Annotated in this window: 22 protein-coding genes and 2 tRNA genes; 17 read left to right on the top strand and 7 right to left on the bottom strand. The window is 32.3% G+C overall.

Annotation, left to right across the window (positions count from 1 at the left end; translation table 11 throughout):
* Positions 1–11 precede the first annotated feature (11 nt).
* Both AC1EUY_RS09260 and AC1EUY_RS09255 read right to left on the bottom strand, forming a co-directional pair.
* Positions 12–1,418 (bottom strand): TolC family protein, encoded by a 1,407-nt coding sequence (locus tag AC1EUY_RS09260; protein WP_480195243.1) that lies wholly within the window; start codon positions 1,416–1,418, stop codon positions 12–14.
* Positions 1,418–2,026: a TetR/AcrR family transcriptional regulator gene (locus AC1EUY_RS09255; protein ID WP_480195242.1), complete on the bottom strand. Its 609-nt coding sequence runs from the start codon at positions 2,024–2,026 to the stop codon at positions 1,418–1,420. The genes AC1EUY_RS09260 and AC1EUY_RS09255 overlap by 1 nt, the downstream gene beginning before the upstream one ends.
* 127 nt (positions 2,027–2,153) lie before the next feature.
* Between AC1EUY_RS09255 and AC1EUY_RS09250 the strand changes: the two genes are divergently transcribed.
* The 3 genes from AC1EUY_RS09250 to AC1EUY_RS09240 all read left to right on the top strand — a co-directional run bounded on the left by AC1EUY_RS09250 (position 2,154) and on the right by AC1EUY_RS09240 (position 3,628).
* Positions 2,154–3,119 carry a polyprenyl synthetase family protein gene (locus tag AC1EUY_RS09250; protein WP_480195241.1) on the top strand — a complete coding sequence of 322 codons (966 nt, stop codon included), beginning with the start codon at positions 2,154–2,156 and terminating at the stop codon, positions 3,117–3,119.
* Between the two features lie 63 nt (positions 3,120–3,182).
* Positions 3,183–3,256 (top strand) — tRNA-Ile (locus AC1EUY_RS09245).
* A 108-nt stretch (positions 3,257–3,364) separates the two neighbouring features.
* Complete coding sequence (locus tag AC1EUY_RS09240; protein WP_480195240.1) at positions 3,365–3,628, top strand: PID-CTERM protein-sorting domain-containing protein; 264 nt, start codon at positions 3,365–3,367, stop codon at positions 3,626–3,628.
* Here AC1EUY_RS09240 and AC1EUY_RS09235 read toward each other — a convergent pair.
* Positions 3,625–4,212, bottom strand: coding sequence for a riboflavin synthase (locus AC1EUY_RS09235; RefSeq protein WP_480195239.1), 588 nt, complete (start codon positions 4,210–4,212; stop codon positions 3,625–3,627). The genes AC1EUY_RS09240 and AC1EUY_RS09235 overlap by 4 nt on opposite strands.
* A gap of 120 nt (positions 4,213–4,332) precedes the next feature.
* Here AC1EUY_RS09235 and pdxA point away from each other — a divergent pair, with 120 nt between their 5' ends.
* From pdxA to accC, 6 genes are all read left to right on the top strand, one after another.
* On the top strand, positions 4,333–5,385 hold the full coding sequence (pdxA, locus tag AC1EUY_RS09230; RefSeq protein WP_480195238.1) for a 4-hydroxythreonine-4-phosphate dehydrogenase PdxA: 1,053 nt from the start codon (positions 4,333–4,335) through the stop codon (positions 5,383–5,385).
* A 239-nt stretch (positions 5,386–5,624) separates the two neighbouring features.
* On the top strand, positions 5,625–6,146 hold the full coding sequence (locus tag AC1EUY_RS09225; protein WP_480195237.1) for a YceD family protein: 522 nt from the start codon (positions 5,625–5,627) through the stop codon (positions 6,144–6,146).
* Between the two features lie 12 nt (positions 6,147–6,158).
* Positions 6,159–6,353, top strand: a complete 195-nt coding sequence (gene rpmF, locus AC1EUY_RS09220; protein WP_480195236.1) for a 50S ribosomal protein L32 — start codon at positions 6,159–6,161, stop codon at positions 6,351–6,353.
* Between the two features lie 172 nt (positions 6,354–6,525).
* A complete protein-coding gene (locus AC1EUY_RS09215; protein WP_480195235.1) occupies positions 6,526–7,527 on the top strand; it encodes a beta-ketoacyl-ACP synthase III in 1,002 nt (333 codons plus the stop codon).
* Between the two features lie 23 nt (positions 7,528–7,550).
* Positions 7,551–8,027: an acetyl-CoA carboxylase biotin carboxyl carrier protein gene (gene accB / locus AC1EUY_RS09210; RefSeq protein ID WP_480195234.1), complete on the top strand. Its 477-nt coding sequence runs from the start codon at positions 7,551–7,553 to the stop codon at positions 8,025–8,027.
* Positions 8,028–8,100: 73 nt separating this feature from the next.
* On the top strand, positions 8,101–9,447 hold the full coding sequence (gene accC / locus AC1EUY_RS09205; protein WP_480195233.1) for an acetyl-CoA carboxylase biotin carboxylase subunit: 1,347 nt from the start codon (positions 8,101–8,103) through the stop codon (positions 9,445–9,447).
* 384 nt (positions 9,448–9,831) lie between these two features.
* Here accC and AC1EUY_RS09200 read toward each other — a convergent pair whose 3' ends face one another.
* Positions 9,832–10,056, bottom strand: a complete 225-nt coding sequence (locus AC1EUY_RS09200) for a hypothetical protein (protein WP_480195232.1) — start codon at positions 10,054–10,056, stop codon at positions 9,832–9,834.
* Between the two features lie 122 nt (positions 10,057–10,178).
* Here AC1EUY_RS09200 and AC1EUY_RS09195 point away from each other — a divergent pair, with 122 nt between their 5' ends.
* A complete protein-coding gene (locus tag AC1EUY_RS09195; RefSeq protein ID WP_480195231.1) occupies positions 10,179–10,643 on the top strand; it encodes an Lrp/AsnC ligand binding domain-containing protein in 465 nt (154 codons plus the stop codon).
* Between the two features lie 43 nt (positions 10,644–10,686).
* Here AC1EUY_RS09195 and AC1EUY_RS09190 read toward each other — a convergent pair whose 3' ends face one another.
* A complete protein-coding gene (locus AC1EUY_RS09190) occupies positions 10,687–11,382 on the bottom strand; it encodes a zinc metallopeptidase (protein WP_480195230.1) in 696 nt (231 codons plus the stop codon).
* Between the two features lie 179 nt (positions 11,383–11,561).
* Here AC1EUY_RS09190 and AC1EUY_RS09185 point away from each other — a divergent pair, with 179 nt between their 5' ends.
* The 7 genes from AC1EUY_RS09185 (at position 11,562) to AC1EUY_RS09155 (ending at position 15,866) form a co-directional block, all read left to right on the top strand.
* The gene (locus AC1EUY_RS09185) at positions 11,562–12,593 is read left to right on the top strand and encodes an asparaginase (RefSeq protein ID WP_480195229.1); all 1,032 of its coding nucleotides are present in this window, start codon (positions 11,562–11,564) and stop codon (positions 12,591–12,593) included.
* 74 nt (positions 12,594–12,667) lie between these two features.
* Positions 12,668–12,754 (top strand) — tRNA-Ser (locus AC1EUY_RS09180).
* 76 nt (positions 12,755–12,830) lie between these two features.
* On the top strand, positions 12,831–13,571 hold the full coding sequence (locus tag AC1EUY_RS09175; protein WP_480195228.1) for a MotA/TolQ/ExbB proton channel family protein: 741 nt from the start codon (positions 12,831–12,833) through the stop codon (positions 13,569–13,571).
* A gap of 9 nt (positions 13,572–13,580) precedes the next feature.
* Complete coding sequence (locus AC1EUY_RS09170) at positions 13,581–14,033, top strand: hypothetical protein (RefSeq protein WP_480195227.1); 453 nt, start codon at positions 13,581–13,583, stop codon at positions 14,031–14,033.
* Between the two features lie 9 nt (positions 14,034–14,042).
* The gene (locus AC1EUY_RS09165) at positions 14,043–14,633 is read left to right on the top strand and encodes an ExbD/TolR family protein (protein WP_480195226.1); all 591 of its coding nucleotides are present in this window, start codon (positions 14,043–14,045) and stop codon (positions 14,631–14,633) included.
* A gap of 8 nt (positions 14,634–14,641) precedes the next feature.
* Complete coding sequence (locus AC1EUY_RS09160; protein ID WP_480195225.1) at positions 14,642–15,115, top strand: ExbD/TolR family protein; 474 nt, start codon at positions 14,642–14,644, stop codon at positions 15,113–15,115.
* Positions 15,116–15,185: 70 nt separating this feature from the next.
* Complete coding sequence (locus AC1EUY_RS09155; protein WP_480195224.1) at positions 15,186–15,866, top strand: porin family protein; 681 nt, start codon at positions 15,186–15,188, stop codon at positions 15,864–15,866.
* 194 nt (positions 15,867–16,060) lie between these two features.
* On the opposite strand, the gene AC1EUY_RS09150 is transcribed toward AC1EUY_RS09155, so the two are convergent.
* On the bottom strand, positions 16,061–16,672 hold the full coding sequence (locus AC1EUY_RS09150) for a hypothetical protein (RefSeq protein ID WP_480195223.1): 612 nt from the start codon (positions 16,670–16,672) through the stop codon (positions 16,061–16,063).
* 1 nt (position 16,673) lies between these two features.
* The gene (rpoN, locus tag AC1EUY_RS09145) at positions 16,674–18,119 is read right to left on the bottom strand and encodes an RNA polymerase factor sigma-54 (RefSeq protein WP_480195222.1); all 1,446 of its coding nucleotides are present in this window, start codon (positions 18,117–18,119) and stop codon (positions 16,674–16,676) included.
* Positions 18,120–18,151 lie beyond the last annotated feature (32 nt).

The raw sequence follows: 18,151 nt of genomic DNA, 5'->3' as shown, positions 1-18,151 counted from the left end.
GTTAAGTTATATTAGTTTTTAATGGTGTTTAATACGGTTTCTAATTCAGATTTTCTTACGATTACATTAAGCATAGCCTGTAAAAATTCTGCTTGCGTTCCATATAATTGTGTTTGTGCTTGACGTAGGTCAAAACTGGTGGAGATACCTTCAAAAAATTTTGTTTGATTTTTTTTCTCAATACGTTCAGCCAACGCTAAATTTTGCTTTGTTGTTTGATACGATTCAATAGCAAATCGATAATTACTTTTAGCAGAAGCAACTTGAAATTTTAGTTGTTGTTCAGTTTCAGTTAATTGAGTTTTTGATTTTTCTAAGTTGATCTTAGCGCGTTGTGTGGCAGCTCTTCTACCAAAAGAACTAAATATTGGGATGTTTAAGCCTACACCTACCAAGGAAGAGCCAAACCAACGTTGATCACTGTCTAAAAAGGTAAACGAATCACTATTGCCTGCATAGCCTCCATTTAAAAAAGCAGTTAATTGCGGTAGGGCTTTGCTTTTTTCTAGTTTTAAGAGTAACTCTCTAGAACGCTTATCATTTTCAGCAATTTTGTAATCTACATTGTTTTTTACATTATTTTCGGCGTCTAACAAAGCTAAATCAACGTTTTGTACTGTGAGTGTTTCTAAATTGTCAGTAAGGTTAATTTGCGTATCTAAATCTACACCTAGTGTAATGTTCAACATTTTGTAAGCAATCGCTTCTAGTCGCTTAGAATTCTTTAAACCATTATCTAATTGTGCTAATGTAATTTGTAATTGCTCAACGTTTTCTTCTTCGGTTAAACCATTTTCGAATATTTTTTGCGTTTCATTAAGGCTTTTTTGAAGTACTTCCTTGTTTTTTTTAGTAATTTTTACACTTTCTTGTGCTAATAGTACATTACCATAAGCATTGATGACCGATTTTCTGATTTCTAAATCCGTTTTTTCTTTGGCATTTTTTGAAATTTCAAGGAAAACTTTTGCCGATTGCAATCCAACGAGGTAAGAACCGTCAAATAAAAGCTGGCTCAGCGTAGCAGTGGCATTTACATTTTGTTTAGTCCCAAAAACCACGGGTATAAATCCTTCTACAGGGTCGGGAGAACTTGTTCTAGTAATGCCGAAAAAGTCTTCAACTGTGGTAATAGTTTGTTCCCGTGAATCAAAAAACTGAGCAGGCAATAACGATACAGGCTGCTTTAGAAAATTTTGATAATCTATTTTAGCATTAATTTGAGGAAGACCAGTGGCCGTAGTTTCCCATTTTTGTTGTTCTGCGGCCTCTATATTTCTTTCGGCGTTTTTTGCATTTCTATTGTTTTCTAGCGCATAGTTAATAGCCTCTTCTAAAGAGAAATTTTTAGATACTTCTTGAGAAAAAGTACTTATACTATAAATTAAAGCTAACAGTACGGTAAGTTTATACTTCATTACACTACTTGATTGATCGTTATAAATTTGTTTACTATTTCTAATCCTTTGGTTGTTACAATAGCCCTTAAGTGATATTCTAAATAGCTTTCCATTAAATAGTCACTTGTAAATTCACTTCTGGGGAAAATACTTTCATCTTTAATACCCGTCATGCCATTAAAATACATTCTAGAAATAAAACCTACATCGATGGTTGAACGAAATAATCCTGTATCAACCCCTTTTTGTAAACTCTCTTGAACCGATTCATGCATTTTTTCAAATTGCTTTACACGAAGTACATCGTATATCTGGGGATAGTATTTTTTTAATTGATATTGAGGAGAAGTACGCTCATTTTTTAAATGTTGCATTACAAACATTTTGATGTCATACAACTCTTCAATAGGATTATTTGAGGTATCACAAATACAATCAATGCCATCACAAATTTTTTCGAATAATGAAAAAGTTACTTTTTCAACAAGTTGCGTTTTATTTTTAAAGTGAGTATAAATGGTTTTTTTTGATATACCCATATTATTTGCAATGTCATCCATGGTTACACTTTTAAAACCAAGTGAGATGAACATGTCTGCGGCTCTATGTAAAATTTTTTCTTTCATAAATCGAATGCAAAAATAGCAAGGAAACTTTTAAAACAAAAATAGTTTCCAAAGTTTTTTAAAAAATAACATTATAAAAGAGAATGGATTTGTTTTGTTTACAATATTTTTACAGAAAATATTTTTTTTGACTACAGAACAGTATAAAGAGCTTTTTATCGGTTATTTGAATGAACAGATAAAAACAAAGGAGCCAAAAAATCTTTACGAACCGATTTCCTATATTTTAAATCTTGGCGGTAAAAGACTTCGACCTATTTTAACCTTAATGAGTTGTGATGCTTTTGGTGGGAACGTAAAAGACGCTCTTAATGCTGCAGTTGCAGTAGAGGTTTTCCATAATTTTTCTTTGGTGCATGACGATATTATGGATTCTGCGCCAGTTAGAAGAGGTAAGCCAACAGTACATACTAAATGGAACGAGAATACAGGAATCCTTTCTGGGGACGCCATGATGATTTTAGCCTATCAATTTTTTGAAAGTTATAGCCCAGAAAAATTTAGAGATTTAGCAAAACTTTTTAGTAAAACCGCTATTGAAGTTTGCGAAGGTCAGCAATATGATATAGATTTTGAAATCCGCAATGATGTTTCAATACCTGAATATCTTAAAATGATAGAATTCAAGACTGCTGTTTTAGTAGCTGCTGCTTTAAAAATGGGGGCTATTATCGCAAATGCTTCTTTAGAAGATCAGAAGCTAATTTATAATTATGGATTAAACTTAGGAATTGCATTTCAGTTACAAGATGATTATTTAGATGTTTTTGGTGAAGAAGATTTCGGAAAACAAAAGGCAGGAGATATTATTGAAAATAAAAAGACATGGTTATATCTTAAAACACTCGAATTAGCATCATCATCTGATAAAAATATACTTCTCGATCTTTATAAAACCGATACTAGTAATAAATCAAAGATTGCCGAGGTGACGTCTTTGTTCAATAAATATGATATACCATTAAAAATTAAACGTGAAATAAAAACATATACGACGAAGGCTTTTAATGCTATAGATAAGTTGTCAACAGAAGAGGTTTTCAAAGAATCTTTTAAAGACTTAGGTGTTACGCTTATGAATCGTTCTATTTAATTTTTTGTAGTAAACATTGTGCAGTAATTAAATTATTGGTAATATTGCACTCCAAAATTTTTAGGTCCCATAGCTCAGCTGGTTAGAGCACCTGACTCATAATCAGGGGGTCCTTGGTTCGAGCCCAAGTGGGACCACAACATGTAAAATAGATGAATTAACCATTTAATAATACTAAATTTGGTATCTTTACGTTTCTATGGTTAGAAAAATTTATATATTTGCAATGAAATAAATGATTATTGATGAATCATTTAAGTAAAAAGGGGAAGTTTATGTTAAAAAAATACATCACATCTATATTGGTTATTGCAGTATTGTTTCTTGCATTAGAAGCCAATGCGCAATGCCCAGATGGAACTGCACCACCTTGTGGAAATGGACCAGGCGGGGGAGGTCCTCCTGGAAATCCACCACCACCACCTGGGAAACCAATTGATGGTGGTATTGGGATATTGCTCGCACTTGGAGCTGCATACGGCATTAAAAAATTAAATAAAAAAGACTAACTGAATTCAGTTAGTCTTTTTACATATTTACCAATTACATCAAATTCTAAATTCACCTCATCATTAACCCGTAGAGATTTAAAATTTGTATTATCGAATGTATAAGGTATAATAGCTACACTAAACTGATTTTCTTTAGAATTAATAACTGTTAAACTTACCCCATTTATTGTAATTGATCCTTTTTCGATAGTAATGTTCCTTAGTTTAGTATCATATTTAAAGGTATATAACCAACTACCATTAGATTCCTCAATTGAAATACATTTCCCAATTTGATCAACATGACCCTGCACAATATGCCCATCAAGCCGGTCTCCCAATTTCATTGCTCTTTCTAGATTTATCAAACTTCCTTCAGATAATGTATTTAAATTTGTTTTAATAAGTGTTTCTTCAATAGCAGTTACAGTATATAAATTATCTTTAATAGCAACGACAGTCAAACACACGCCATTGTGTGCGATGCTCTGATCAATTTTCAATTCAGGTGTTAGTTTACTTTTAATAGTAATATTTAGATTACTTCTGTCTTTTCTTATTAAAATAACTTTCCCTATTTCTTCTATAATCCCTGTAAACATTTTTAAGATATTATTTAACGACTAAACCCAGATACTAAACTCAGTAAGATTTAGTACTTTTGTTAAGTAACAATTATATGTAGTTTAACGTTCTCAAAAGTATAAATTTATAGCCTTTTAATGAAGAAAAATGACAAAATAAGAGTAGGTATATCTTGTGGAGATATTAATGGTATAGGTTTAGAGGTAGTGCTTAAAACTTTTGAAGATAACAGAATGTTCGATTTCTGCACTCCTATACTATTCTGTAATACTAAAATTGTATCGATTCATAGAAAGCAAACAGAAATAAACGCCATAAATACTAATGGAATTAAAAGTTTAGATAGAATAGTAGCTGAGAAGTTAAATGTGGTTAATGTAATAAGGGAAACAACTTCAATAGAATTTGGTAAAGAAACTAAAGAGGGAGGTAGAGCTGCATTTGTTTCATTAAGTGAAGCTACAAAGGCTTTAAAAAACGGGTTGATAGACGTATTGGTGACAGCTCCGATAAATAAAAATAACATCCAATCAGAAGCTTTTACATTCGAAGGTCACACAGAATATCTTGAAAACCAATTTGAGGGAAGTAGTTTAATGATTTTAATGACAGATGAACTTAGAATAGGTTTAGTTACAGGGCATCTACCCATAAGTAAAGTCGCTGAAACGATTACTCCCGAATTAATTACTAAAAAAGTGTGTTTAATGTACGAATCGCTTTTAAAAGATTTTGCAATTTCTAAACCTAAAATTGCAGTTTTGGGATTAAATCCGCATTGTGGGGATAATGGTGTTATTGGCAAGGAAGATGACGATATTGTACGTCCTACTTTAGAAAAAATTCAAAAAGAAGGAAAAATTGTATATGGTCCTTATGCGGCTGATAGTTTCTTTGGTTCAGAAAGTTATAAAAATTTTGATGGCGTATTGGCAATGTATCATGACCAAGGCCTTGGACCTTTTAAGACGCTATCTTTTGGTAAAGGAGTGAATTTTACAGCAGGTTTAAATATTGTTAGAACTTCACCAGATCATGGTACCGCATATGAAATAGCTGGCAAAAACCAGGCGAATCATTCATCATTTTCGGAAGCTGTGTTTACCGCTATAAAGATTGCTAAAACGAGGAATCAACACATTAAAATGTCAAAAAGTAAACTTAGGTCTAAACAGGTTGCTAAAAGTTAATTTTAATCGAAAAGAATTCCCGCATGCTTGCATCGAGCTATCCGTTGAAATTGTTATTCCCGTGAAAACGGGAATCTAAGTAATAGGATTTCTGTTTTTGACCCTGAGGTCAAAATGAAACTGACGAAATACCCCTGTAGTTTGTCCTGAGGATAGTTGGTTTCAAGAAATTCTTTATTTAGCCTATTTTTAGTATTATTTTTTTATCTTTGCGCGCTCAATTGATGTTGGTAGAAGAAATGAAAAAAATATTCACAATTCCTTTTGTTGGATTAAAAGAAGGAAACCATCAGTTTGAATATCTAGTAGATAAAACGTTCTTTGAGTCTTTTCCTTTTGATGAAATTATAGATGCTGATTTAAAAGTAGTTTTAGATTTTGTTAAAAAATCAACCCTTTTAGAATTATATTTTGTCGCAAATGGAAAGATACAAGTAGCTTGTGATGTTACAAATGAACTGTATGAAGAATCTATTGAAACTTCGTTAGAAATTGTTGTAAAATTTGGAGATTTTTATAACGATGAAAATGAAAATATAGTTATCATACCGCATTCAGAACATGAAATACATGTTGGGCAATTTATATATGAAATGATTGTATTTGCCGTACCCGCAAAGAAAGTGCATCCAGGTATTGAAGATGGTACATTACAATCTGATATATTAGATAAATTAGAAGAGTTAAGACCAAAAAAGTATAAAAATAGTGAAGAAGCAGATCCGAGATGGTCAAAATTAAAAGATCTGTTGAAAAAATAAAAATATAGTAATATGGCACATCCTAAGAGAAAAATATCTAAAACGAGAAGAGATAAGAGAAGAACTCACTACAAAGCGAGTACTCCTCAGATAGCTGTTGACCCTACAACTGGTGAAGCTCATTTGTATCATAGAGCGCACTGGCACGAAGGTAAATTATACTACAGAGGTCAAGTAGTAATTGATAGCACTGAAGCAGAAGCTTAAAATCTTATAAAGCTTATAAAAACCCTCATTTTTGAGGGTTTTTTTGTGTTTTTTGATCAAAAATGACCAAAAACTGACTTTTATTAATAAAAGTCAGTTGTTTTTTTTAGTACATTTGAAACCTGTTTTTACATTACAAAAGTAAAAATTTAAGACCTAACCAATTTAGCTTATGACTAAGACTACCGCCGCTATAACAGCTGTAGGGATGTATTTACCAGAGTATGTACTTTCTAATAAAATATTAGAAACCATGGTAGATACCAATGATGAATGGATTACTACGAGAACAGGTATTAAAGAACGTAGAATTTTAAAAGAAGAAGGTAAAGGCTCTTCTTTTATGGCTATAAAAGCGGCCGAAGATTTAGTTTCTAAATCTAATCTTGATCCAAAAGAAATAGAACTTGTAATTGTAGCTTCTGCTACCCCAGATATGCAAGCAGCTTCAACAGCAGCATTTGTAGCTCACAAGATAGGAGCAACAAATGCTTTTTCATTTGATGTAGATTCTGCTTGCTCTAGCTTTTTATATGGAATGTCAATTGCTTCAAGCTATATAGAATCAGAGAAGTATAAAAAAGTACTACTCATAGGAGCCGATAAAAATTCTTCAATGATTGATTATGAAGATAGAGCAACCTGTATCATTTTTGGAGATGGTGCTGGGGCAGTTTTATTTGAAGCGAATAAGGAAGGATTAGGAATACAAGATGAATATTTAAGAACCAATGGTGAAGGGAGAGACTTTTTACAAGTTAAAAGAGGAGGTTCGTCTTATCCTTATAAAAAAGGAGATGTTATTGGAGATAAAGATGGTAGCTTTGTGCATCAGGAAGGTAGAACAGTATTTAAAAATGCTGTTTTTAATATGGCAGATGTGTGCACCAAAGTTTTAAATCGAAATAACTTATCTAAAGATGATGTTTCATGGCTCGCCGCTCATCAAGCCAATAAAAGAATTATAGACGCCACTGCCGAACGCATGGGGCTAGAGGCATCGAAAGTAATGATGAATATTGAAAGATATGGTAATACGACATCGGCTACCTTACCATTACTATTAAATGATTATGAAAAACAACTCCGTAAAGGAGATACTATAATATTTGCTGCTTTTGGTGGAGGCTTCTCTTGGGGAGCTATCTATTTAAAGTGGGCATATAATGCTTAAGAAACTAACTCATTCAATAAATTATGGATATTAAAGACATTCAAAATCTAATTAAGTTTGTTGCAAAATCAGGAGCAAGTGAAGTAAAATTAGAAATGGAAGACATTAAGATTACAGTTAAAACTGCTGCTGCAGGAAAAACTGAAACTACCATTGTTCAACAAGCTCCTATAGCTCAAGCACCAGTAGCTCCTACACAAGTGTCAGCACCAGTAGAAACTCCTGCTACACCAGCAGCTACAAGTGATGATGATTCAAAATACATAGTTATAAAATCGCCTATAATAGGTACTATGTACAGAAAACCTTCTCCCGATAAACCAGTGTTTGTTGAAGTGGGCAGTACGATAAATGTAGGAGATACAGTATGTATTATTGAGGCGATGAAATTATTTAACGAAATCGAATCAGAAGTTTCTGGAAAGATTGTAAAGGTGCTAGTAGATGATTCTTCTCCAGTAGAATTTGACCAACCTTTATTTTTGGTTGACCCATCATAATTAGACATTAGAATTTTAGAGGTTAGACAGTAGCTATGCTAACTCTGAATTCTAACTCATAACTAAGTATATTATGTTTAAAAAGATTTTAATTGCCAATAGAGGTGAGATTGCACTACGTGTAATTAGAACCTGTAAAGAGATGGGTATAAAAACAGTAGCTGTTTATTCTACTGCAGACGAAGAAAGCTTGCATGTTAAGTTTGCAGATGAGGCTGTTTGTATTGGGCCTCCACCAAGCGGTGAATCATACCTGAAAATATCAAACATTATAGCCGCAGCAGAAATTACAAATGCAGATGCTATACACCCTGGCTATGGGTTCTTATCAGAAAATGCTAAGTTTTCAAAAATTTGTGAAGAACATGGCATTAAATTTATTGGTGCTTCGGCAGATATGATCTCTAAAATGGGAGATAAAGCAACTGCAAAAGCAACTATGAAAGAAGCTGGTGTACCCTGTGTGCCTGGTAGTGATGGAATTATTGAGGATTTTGAAGAATGCGAAAAACTTGCAGAAGAAGTAGGATACCCAGTTATGCTCAAAGCAACAGCTGGTGGTGGTGGTAAAGGAATGCGTGCGGTTTGGAAAAAAGAAGATCTTAAAGATGCTTGGGATTCAGCTAGACAAGAATCTAAAGCAGCATTTGGTAACGATGATATGTATATGGAAAAACTTATTGAAGAGCCACGCCATATTGAAATACAAATTGTAGGTGATTCTACTGGAAGAGCCTGCCATTTATCAGAGAGAGATTGTTCTGTACAACGTCGTCATCAAAAGTTAACGGAAGAGGTACCTTCTCCGTTTATGACAAGTGCATTACGAAAAAAAATGGGTGAAGCAGCAGTAAAAGCGGCAGAATTTATAAAATACGAAGGTGCAGGCACAGTAGAATTCTTGGTTGATAAACATAGAAACTTCTACTTCATGGAAATGAATACTCGTATTCAAGTTGAGCACCCAATTACGGAGCAAGTAATAGATTTTGATCTAATTCGTGAACAGATACTAGTGGCAGCTGGAGTGCCTATTTCTGGTAAAAATTATACACCAAATTTACATTCTATAGAATGCCGTATTAACGCAGAAGATCCTTTTAATGATTTTAGACCTTCACCAGGTAAAATTACGACTTTACATGCTCCTGGAGGCCATGGTGTGCGCTTAGATACGCATGTGTATGCTGGGTATATGATTCCGCCTAATTACGATTCTATGATTGCTAAATTAATAACGACAGCACAGACGAGAGAAGAGGCTATTAATAAAATGAAACGCGCTTTAGATGAATTTGTAATTGAAGGTATAAAAACAACAATACCATTTCATAGACAATTGATGGAGCATCCAGATTATTTAGCAGGTAATTATACTACTAAATTTATGGAAGATTTTGAAATTCAACCTGAAGTATAGTTGAATAAATTACTAAAAAGAGGTCGCCTAAAAGTTACTTTTTAGACGACCTCTTTTTAGTATGTCAAAACCTGTAACCAATTCGTAAATGTAAATTACCTGCTGATTGGCCATAATTAAAATCAAGATAATATCTGTATCCAATTCCTATTCCTGCTTCATAAATAAAGTGACTCCCTAGGTTCCGCCTTATTCCCCAAGATGGAATTATTGCAACATTATTTGTAATACTTAAACGATCTACATTAGAAATAACAAACCAATCGGGTGTAAAAGTAGTTTTTAATGAAACAAAATTCCCACTATTACCAGTGATAATTCTCGATTTAGAAACTCTTTTATCTAAGTTGTAGTACCACCTAGGTTCTAAGGTAATTACAGGAGTTAAAAAAAGCCTACCCCATCATAATAACTTCCTCCAAAAATTCCGCTATCCAGTCCTAATTCACTTCTTAAAGCTATTTGATTAGACAATTTAGTTTCATTGTGAAACCAAACACCTAAAAATCCAGTTTGAATACTATAAATTGATTTTTCTACAGTTGCATTTTGAGCTTTAGTAATAGAAGTAAATCCACAGAAAATTAAGACTAATACGATTTTTTTCATTTAATATTTTTTTTGAGTTTAAATAGTAAATTAATTTTCTACAATAATTATTCCGTTTATAAACTTATGACTTGTATTAAGATAATTGTTTTTTTGTATTTTTACTATTAAAATGAAAGGAAATGAAGGTTAAAGACTTACATATTGATGGTATTGATAAGATTATTCTGAAAAACTTGATGAGTGATGCAAGGGCTCCTATTTTAAGTATTGCTCGTGAGGTAGGAATTTCAGGTGCAGCTATTCATCAACGGTTACGGAAATTAGAAAAATCAGGGTTACTTGCAGGTTCGAAATTTATAATTAATCCGAAAGTTTTAGGGTATAAAACACTCGCTTTTGTGGGAATATTTTTAGATGCGGCAAGTACCTATAAAGAAGCAATAAAAAGATTAAAAGAAATAGATGAGGTGATTGAAAGTCACTATACTACAGGAAATTATGCAATTTTTGCCAAGATTTTATGTAGAGATAATGAGCACCTTATGGAAGTTTTAAATAAACAAATTCAATCTATAAAAGGCGTATCTCGTACCGAAACATTTATATCATTAGATCAGCAAATTGATCGACAAATTAAAATATAAAAAAATCCCGCATTCGCGGGATTTAATATTTACAAAATTATTTTCAGTCTCTACCCAAAATAGCAAAAGCCCAATACAATAACATGGCTAAAGAACCTAAAGCAGCTACTAAATAAGTTCTTGCTGCCCATTTTAAGGCATCTGCAGAACCTTTATACTCTTCTTGACTTACCATATTTTTATTTTTTAACCAAGCCAAAGCTCTATTGCTTGCGTCATATTCAACAGGTAAAGTAATAAAACTGAATATGGTACCCAGTGCCATAGCGACTAATCCGATAATAGCAACAGTAAAACCAATTCCGGTAGAACTAGAAGCTGCACCTAATACTAAGCCACCTATAATTAAATAATGTGAAAAATTAGAAGTAAGACTTACAACAGGTACTAATTTAGAGCGCATCGTCAACCAGTTGTATGCTGTAGCATGTTGTACAGCATGGCCAACTTCATGAGACGCCACCGCAGCTGCAGCTGCATTACGTTGATTAAATACACCTTCACTTAAGTTAACCGTTTTATTTTTTGGATTGTAATGATCAGTAAGCATACCTGGCGTAGAAATGACTTTTACATCATTAATACCATGATCTGCTAACATTTTCTCAGCAATTTCAGCACCACTCATTCCGTTACGTAACTGAACTTTTGAATAATGCTTAAATTTACTTTTTAATTTACTGCTTATTAGCCAGCTTACAAGAGTAAGCCCTCCAATAATTATATAATATCCTATCATAAATCTTTATTGTTTAAGTTGTTGTTAATTTAATAATCTTGATAAATTTACAACATAAATTATTCCAAAATTGTAAAAGGATTCTTAATTTCTAGATGGTAAGATGTTTTAGTTTTATATTTTATTGATTATCAATAAGATATGTCAATTTATAATCTAGTTTAACCGAAATTTAAGACATGACAAAAGTTCCTGAAATATTATTGATTTACACAGGTGGTACCATAGGTATGATTAAAGATTATCATACGAATGCTTTAAAAGCATTTGATTTTAATCACTTATATGAAAAAATACCTGAATTAAATCAATTGAATTGTAATATTGAAACAATCTCATTTAATGAACCAATTGATTCTTCAAATATGAATGTGAATTATTGGATAACTATAGCTGAGATTATAGAAAAGTATTATATAAGAAAAGATGGATTTGTTGTGTTAACAGGATCTGATACAATGTCTTATACTTCTTCTGCAATTAGTTTTATGTTTGAGAATTTAAATAAACCTGTAATATTTACGGGTTCACAATTACCTATTGGTGATTTAAGAACTGATGCAAAAGAAAATTTAATTACTGCTGTACAAATTGCAGCTTCTAGAAACAAAAAAGATGAGCCATGTATTACAGAGGTTGGATTATATTTTGAATATAAATTGTATCGCGCTAACAGAACTACAAAAATAAATGCTGAACAATTTGAAGCTTTTACTTCAGCGAATTATCCACCATTAGCAGAAAGTGGTGTGCATTTAAGATTTAACGATAGTTTAATAGTAAAGGTAAATAGTCACAAAGAACTGATAGTTCGTAAAAAATTAGAAGATAATATTGTGGTCTTAAAATTGTTTCCTAGTATTACTAAGAATGTTGTAGCGCACATCTTAAATATACCGAATTTAAAAGGAGTAGTTTTAGAGACTTATGGTTCTGGAAATGCACCCACAGAAAAATGGTTTATTAACCTGTTAAAACAAGCGCTTGAGAAAGATATTGTTATTGTTGATGTTACGCAATGTGTTGGAGGCAGTGTAATTCTTGGTCAGTATGAAACGAGTATTCAATTACAAAAAATAGGCTTAATTAATGGTAAAGATATCACAACAGAATCTGCTGTTGCCAAGCTTATGTATTTGTTAGGCGAGAATATAGAAAAAAAAGAATTTAAAAGAATTTTTGAAACTTCACTTCGTGGAGAAATGAGTTAGTTTCTTCAGTGAAATTTTTTATTGAACACTTTTTTTTGTTATTTGGTCGTCTTAAAAATAGAAGATTAGTTTGAGGAGAGATGGCCGAGTGGTTTAAGGCGCATGCCTGGAAAGCATGTTTACGAGAAATTGTATCGAGGGTTCGAATCCCTTTCTCTCCGCTTAAAAATATCTTTTATTAATAAAAAATTTATATCTTTAACCCGTTAACTAATTTAATTAATTAAGATTTACACAATGAAAAAAGTATTTACTATCCTAGCAATTACAGGATTATTTTTGAGTTCAATTCAAAATAGTTACGCATTTACTACATTACAGGATGCTGCTGCTTCAGGTGAGGCAGAACAAACATTTCACCAAATAGTTAAACAACGCTTTATAGAAGGTGGTCCAATATTCATGGGAATTGTATTGGTAACATTAATTCTAGGTTTGGCTATTGCAATAGAAAGAATTATCTACTTAAACATGGCGACTACCAATACAAATAAATTGGTAAGTAACATAGAAGAAGCGTTAGCTTCTGGAGGAGTAGAAGCTGCAAAAGAAGTAGCAAGAAACACAAAAGGTCCTGTTGCCTCAATTTTCTATCAAGGATTAGATAGGATGGATGAAGGAGTTGAACAAGCAGAAAAAGCTGTAGTAAGCTATGGTGGTGTACAAATGGGATTATTAGAGAAAAATGTTTCTTGGTTATCTTTATTTATTGCACTAGCACCAATGTTAGGGTTCATGGGTACGGTAATTGGTATGATCGATGCATTTGATGCGATTGCTGCTGCAGGTGATATTTCTCCAGGTATTGTTGCAAATGGTATTAAAGTAGCCTTATTAACAACAGTATTCGGTCTTATTGTGGCGATTATTCTTCAAATTTTCTATAACTATATCATTGCTAAAATTGATAGTATAGTAAATAATATGGAGGATGCTTCAATTTCACTTGTTGATTTATTGATCAGACATAAAAAATAAGATTTAACTATGGATTTATATAAAATATTTAAATGGGTAGCAGTTGCTGTTGGTGTCCTTGCGATAGTTTTTTTCATTCGTTTATTTCTGATAGGTGGTGAGGTTATCGAAAATGATCCATCACAGCAAGGGGTTGCAAACACTTTTGTGATGTTTGCTTTCTGGTTACTTATTGCTGTTACTGTAATTACGTTATTACTATCAATTGGTAACATGATAAAGAACCCTCAGAACCTTAAAAAAACGCTAATGGGTGTTGTTATCTTAGGTGTATTATTAATGCTATCTTATTTTGTTTCATCTGGTGATGCCGTATTAGATAGTTTTGGTAATGTTGTCAAAGATGGTGAGGCAGGATCTACATCTAAGTGGGTCGGAACCTTAATTACCTTTACGGGAATATTAGGCCTAGGAGGTTTGTTAGCTATCGGAATGGGCTTTGTGAAATCAATGATAAAATAATTATTTATTATGGCTAGAAGAGACACCCCAGAAATTAATGCAGGTTCAATGGCAGATATTGCGTTTTTGTTATTGATATTCTTCTTAGTTACAACTACTATGGATATCGATACAGGGATAGCTCGTAAATTGCCAGAAAAGCAGCCTGAAGATATTGAGCCGCCTATATTAAAACAGAAAAACGTTTTTGAAGTTGATGTGAATAGACGTAATGAAATTTTAATAGAAGGTGAAACGTATATGCAGATTGGTGACTTAAGAGAAGCTACTATGAAGTTTATCGATAATGGTGGAGGTACAGCAGAAGCTTTAGCTAAAGAGAATCTTAAACCTTGTACATGGTGTGAAGGTGCTAAAGATCCTGAATCTTCAGATCACCCCAAGAAAGCTATTATTTCTTTACGAAGTGATAGAGGTACATCATATGCTACGTATATAGCTGTACAAAATGAGTTAGTAGGTGCATATAACGATCTAAGAAACCGTTATTCTAACAAGAAATATGGTAGAGATTTTGATAAACTTACTAATGAGCAGCAAAAAGAAATAAAAACAGAGATTTACCCTCAAATTATATCTGAGGCTGAACCTACAAAATAATAAAGAACATGTCTAAATTTAGAAAGAAGAAAAAAGGAATGCCTGGTATTTCTACCGCATCTTTACCAGACATTGTATTTATGTTACTTTTCTTTTTTATGGTAACTACAGTAATGCGTGAAACGGAAATGAAGATTAAAAAACCGACATTGCCGAAAGCAACTGAAGTTCAAAAATTAGAAAAGAAGAGTTTAGTAAATTATATTTACGTTGGTAAGTCTAAAGATGGTAGTACCAAGGGTGATAAAATTCAGTTAAATGATAAAATTGCTTCTGTAGAAGAAGTACCATCATTTATATTTCAGGTAAGAACGAAGCACTCTGAAGAAGATATCCCTAAATTAACGACCTCTATTAAAGCAGATGTTGAGGCAAATGTTGGAACAATTTCTGATATAAAAGAAAAACTTAGAGATGTGAATGCGCTTAAGATAAATTACTCTACACTTAAAGGAAGTGCTTTAGATAATGTAAAAAACTAATTAAGTTAGTAATTAACAAAAAGGCAATCGTACGATTGCCTTTTTTTATTTTTTATAGTTTTGTAATTAAATGATTAAACATTATATAGTTGGGATTTTTCTTTGCTATTTCGCAATAGCCTTTTCTCAGAACTCAGGTAAGGTTGATAATAACTATTTAGAAGATCAATTTTACTTAAATCTTTCCTACAATATACTTTCTAAGCGACCAGATACTATAAGTTTAAAAGGATTATCAAATGGAATTTCCTTAGGCTACATCAAAGACATTCCGTTGAATCAAACGAGAAATTTTGGATTGGGTATTGGCTTGGGCTACGGTAGAAATACATTTTATCAGAACTTAAAAATCTTCGAAGAAAACGGAATGACCGTTTTTCAATCATTAGGAGATACTTCTTTCGATAGGAATAAATTCTCTATGCATGCTATCGAAATGCCTTTTGAAATACGTTGGAGGACTTCTACCGCAAAATTATATAAGTTTTGGCGTGTATATCCAGGAATAAAATTTAGTTATGTATTTGCTTCAAATGCAAAACTAAAACAGAATGGAACAACCAAAATAAATGGTATCAACGAACTTAACAAATTTCAATACGGTTTAACCTTATCTGCTGGTTATGGAACTTGGAATGTGAATGTTTATTATGGTCTCAAGAATCTTTTTTCTAATGCTTCTTTGCAAAGTACTGGCGAACCACTCAAGATAAAAGATATAAGAGTTGGGCTTATTTTTTATATATTCTAATGTGAGTTCGACGAAAAGAACAGAAAATTATATAAAAATCAATTATATACGTCATTACGAAGACGTTTAGTCTGAAGTAATCTTTCTTTTTGAATAAGATTGCCACAAAAAACTTCATTTTATTACGTTTTTTTCGCAATGACGTTTTAGTTTATAAAGAACTCAAAGTTTAGTTGCATCGAACTCACGTTATTCTAGTTAAACTTAAGGTAGAACGAATAAATAATCAACTGACTTACAAAACCGACGATAAAACCACTATATATTTCTAAATGTGTATGAGCTTTAAGATGTAATCTTGAAGTAGCAATAATTCCGAAAAGTAAAAATAGCGTTACAATAAACATAAGGTAATTCTGTTCATATTGATAGCTCATTACACAAATTAATCCTATCAAACCAGCAACACTCATGGTGTGCAAACTAGACTTTAACTTTAAAGAGAATAATATGTAGATGAAGATTAATGAGATGCCGCACCCAAAAAAGGAAAAGGCTAAGAGATTTACAATTTTAGCATCTAATAATAATTTTCCTAACAAGAAAAAAAGTAAAGTCATAAAAATAATGGGAAATTTTCTTTCTTCAATTGTTTTTAAATGGTAGTCTTCTATAAGTTTAAATTGTTTTAAAAAGAAGATCATTAGTAAAGGAACAATGTAGGTAGTAGCAAAAACGATTCCTAGAACAATACGTTTACTTTCTTCAGAAATATGAGATGGTAATACAGAGAAATATAAAAAAGCAGCAATAGTTGGGAAAAGAATAGGGTGGAAGAAATAAGATATTATTCTATAAAAAAACATCTTATATTTCTTTACGTAACCTTGCTACCGGAATTCCTAACTGCTCTCTATATTTGGCCACTGTTCTACGAGCAATTAAATATCCCTTTTCTTTTAATAGCCCAGAAAGTTTATCATCAGTTAGTGGTTTTCTTTTGTCTTCTTCACTAATTACTGTCTGTAATATTTTTTTGATCTCACGTGTAGAAACATCTTCTCCTTGATCATTTTTCATTGATTCTGAGAAGAAATCTTTGATAAGTTTAGTGCCGTAGGGTGTGTCAACATATTTGCTATTAGCAACTCTAGATACGGTAGAAACATCCATATTAATCTTGTCAGCAATATCTTTTAAGATCATCGGTTTTAACTTTCGTTCATCACCTGTTAAAAAATATTCTTCTTGGTGATGCATAATTGCATTCATCGTCAGCAATAAGGTTTGCTGACGTTGCTTAATGGCTTCGATAAACCACTTAGCAGCATCTAATTTTTGTTTGATAAAAAGCACTGCATCTTTTTGAGACTTTGACTTGTCTTTAGAAGCTGCGTAACCGCGTAACATGTTGTTGTACTCTGAAGAGATATGCAGTTCTGGAGCATTTCGAGAATTAAGAGTAAGATCTAATTGCCCATCTATAATTCTAATAGAAAAATCGGGCACTATTTGCTCTACAATCTTATTAGAATTTGCATAAGATCCACCAGGTTTAGGATTGAGTTTTTCTATTTCTTGAATCGCTTCTTTTAATTCTTCTTCGGTAATATCGAATTTTTGTAATAACTTCTTATAATGCTTTTTTACAAAATGATCAAAAGCATTTTCTAGAATTTTAATAGCTAATTGTCTATTTTTATTTTCTTGTTTCCTTTTGAGTTGGATGAGTAAGCATTCTTCTAAACTTCTGGCTCCAACACCAGCAGGATCTAATTGATGTACTACATCAAACATGTGTTGCACGTGATCTTCTGTAGTATAAATATTTGCTGTAAAGGCTAAATCATCAACAATATCTTCAACATTTCTGCGTATATAACCACTTTCGTCTATGCTTCCTACTAAGAATTCTGCAATCTGTCGCTCATCATCATTTAGTCGAAATGTATTTAATTGACTCTTTAAATGCTGATTAAAAGAAGTGCCTGCAGCATACGGAATATGTTTTTCATCATCATCACTACTATAATTATTTGCTTGTAGTTTATAACTCGGCATCTCATCATCACTAAGATATTCATCAATATTAATATCTGTTTCTATAGTTTCAGAATCGTTGTTATCATATTCGTCTTGAGAAAGCTCGTTTTCCGTTTCAGCTTTCCCGCTATCTAATGCAGGATTCTCTTCAATTTCTTGCTTTATTTTATCCTCAAAAGCTTGTGTAGGCAATTGAATTAGCTTCATAAGCTGTATTTGCTGAGGAGATAGCTTTTGAGATAATTTATATTGAAGATGTTGTTTTAACATTAACTGTTTAAATCAGATTAAAATAAAAGTAC

The organism is Maritimimonas sp. 2210JD6-3 (genome assembly GCF_056591795.1).
The sequence above is the reverse complement of the archived record's forward strand: the minus strand, read 5'-3'. Positions and strand labels throughout refer to the sequence as shown.

Coding starts and splice junctions, on each gene's coding strand:
- AC1EUY_RS09200 (WP_480195232.1), bottom strand. CDS start 10,056: ATGAAAAAAATCGTATTAGTCTTAATTTTCTGTGGATTTACTTCTATT.
- AC1EUY_RS09175 (WP_480195228.1), top strand. CDS start 12,831: ATGAAAAAAGTATTTACTATCCTAGCAATTACAGGATTATTTTTGAGT.
- AC1EUY_RS09155 (WP_480195224.1), top strand. CDS start 15,186: ATGATTAAACATTATATAGTTGGGATTTTTCTTTGCTATTTCGCAATA.
- AC1EUY_RS09165 (WP_480195226.1), top strand. CDS start 14,043: ATGGCTAGAAGAGACACCCCAGAAATTAATGCAGGTTCAATGGCAGAT.
- accB (WP_480195234.1), top strand. CDS start 7,551: ATGGATATTAAAGACATTCAAAATCTAATTAAGTTTGTTGCAAAATCA.
- pdxA (WP_480195238.1), top strand. CDS start 4,333: ATGAAGAAAAATGACAAAATAAGAGTAGGTATATCTTGTGGAGATATT.
- AC1EUY_RS09160 (WP_480195225.1), top strand. CDS start 14,642: ATGTCTAAATTTAGAAAGAAGAAAAAAGGAATGCCTGGTATTTCTACC.
- AC1EUY_RS09185 (WP_480195229.1), top strand. CDS start 11,562: ATGACAAAAGTTCCTGAAATATTATTGATTTACACAGGTGGTACCATA.
- AC1EUY_RS09255 (WP_480195242.1), bottom strand. CDS start 2,026: ATGAAAGAAAAAATTTTACATAGAGCCGCAGACATGTTCATCTCACTT.
- AC1EUY_RS09215 (WP_480195235.1), top strand. CDS start 6,526: ATGACTAAGACTACCGCCGCTATAACAGCTGTAGGGATGTATTTACCA.
- AC1EUY_RS09170 (WP_480195227.1), top strand. CDS start 13,581: ATGGATTTATATAAAATATTTAAATGGGTAGCAGTTGCTGTTGGTGTC.
- rpmF (WP_480195236.1), top strand. CDS start 6,159: ATGGCACATCCTAAGAGAAAAATATCTAAAACGAGAAGAGATAAGAGA.
- AC1EUY_RS09225 (WP_480195237.1), top strand. CDS start 5,625: ATGAAAAAAATATTCACAATTCCTTTTGTTGGATTAAAAGAAGGAAAC.
- AC1EUY_RS09260 (WP_480195243.1), bottom strand. CDS start 1,418: ATGAAGTATAAACTTACCGTACTGTTAGCTTTAATTTATAGTATAAGT.
- AC1EUY_RS09150 (WP_480195223.1), bottom strand. CDS start 16,672: ATGTTTTTTTATAGAATAATATCTTATTTCTTCCACCCTATTCTTTTC.
- accC (WP_480195233.1), top strand. CDS start 8,101: ATGTTTAAAAAGATTTTAATTGCCAATAGAGGTGAGATTGCACTACGT.
- AC1EUY_RS09190 (WP_480195230.1), bottom strand. CDS start 11,382: ATGATAGGATATTATATAATTATTGGAGGGCTTACTCTTGTAAGCTGG.
- AC1EUY_RS09240 (WP_480195240.1), top strand. CDS start 3,365: ATGAATCATTTAAGTAAAAAGGGGAAGTTTATGTTAAAAAAATACATC.
- rpoN (WP_480195222.1), bottom strand. CDS start 18,119: ATGTTAAAACAACATCTTCAATATAAATTATCTCAAAAGCTATCTCCT.
- AC1EUY_RS09235 (WP_480195239.1), bottom strand. CDS start 4,212: ATGTTTACAGGGATTATAGAAGAAATAGGGAAAGTTATTTTAATAAGA.
- AC1EUY_RS09195 (WP_480195231.1), top strand. CDS start 10,179: ATGAAGGTTAAAGACTTACATATTGATGGTATTGATAAGATTATTCTG.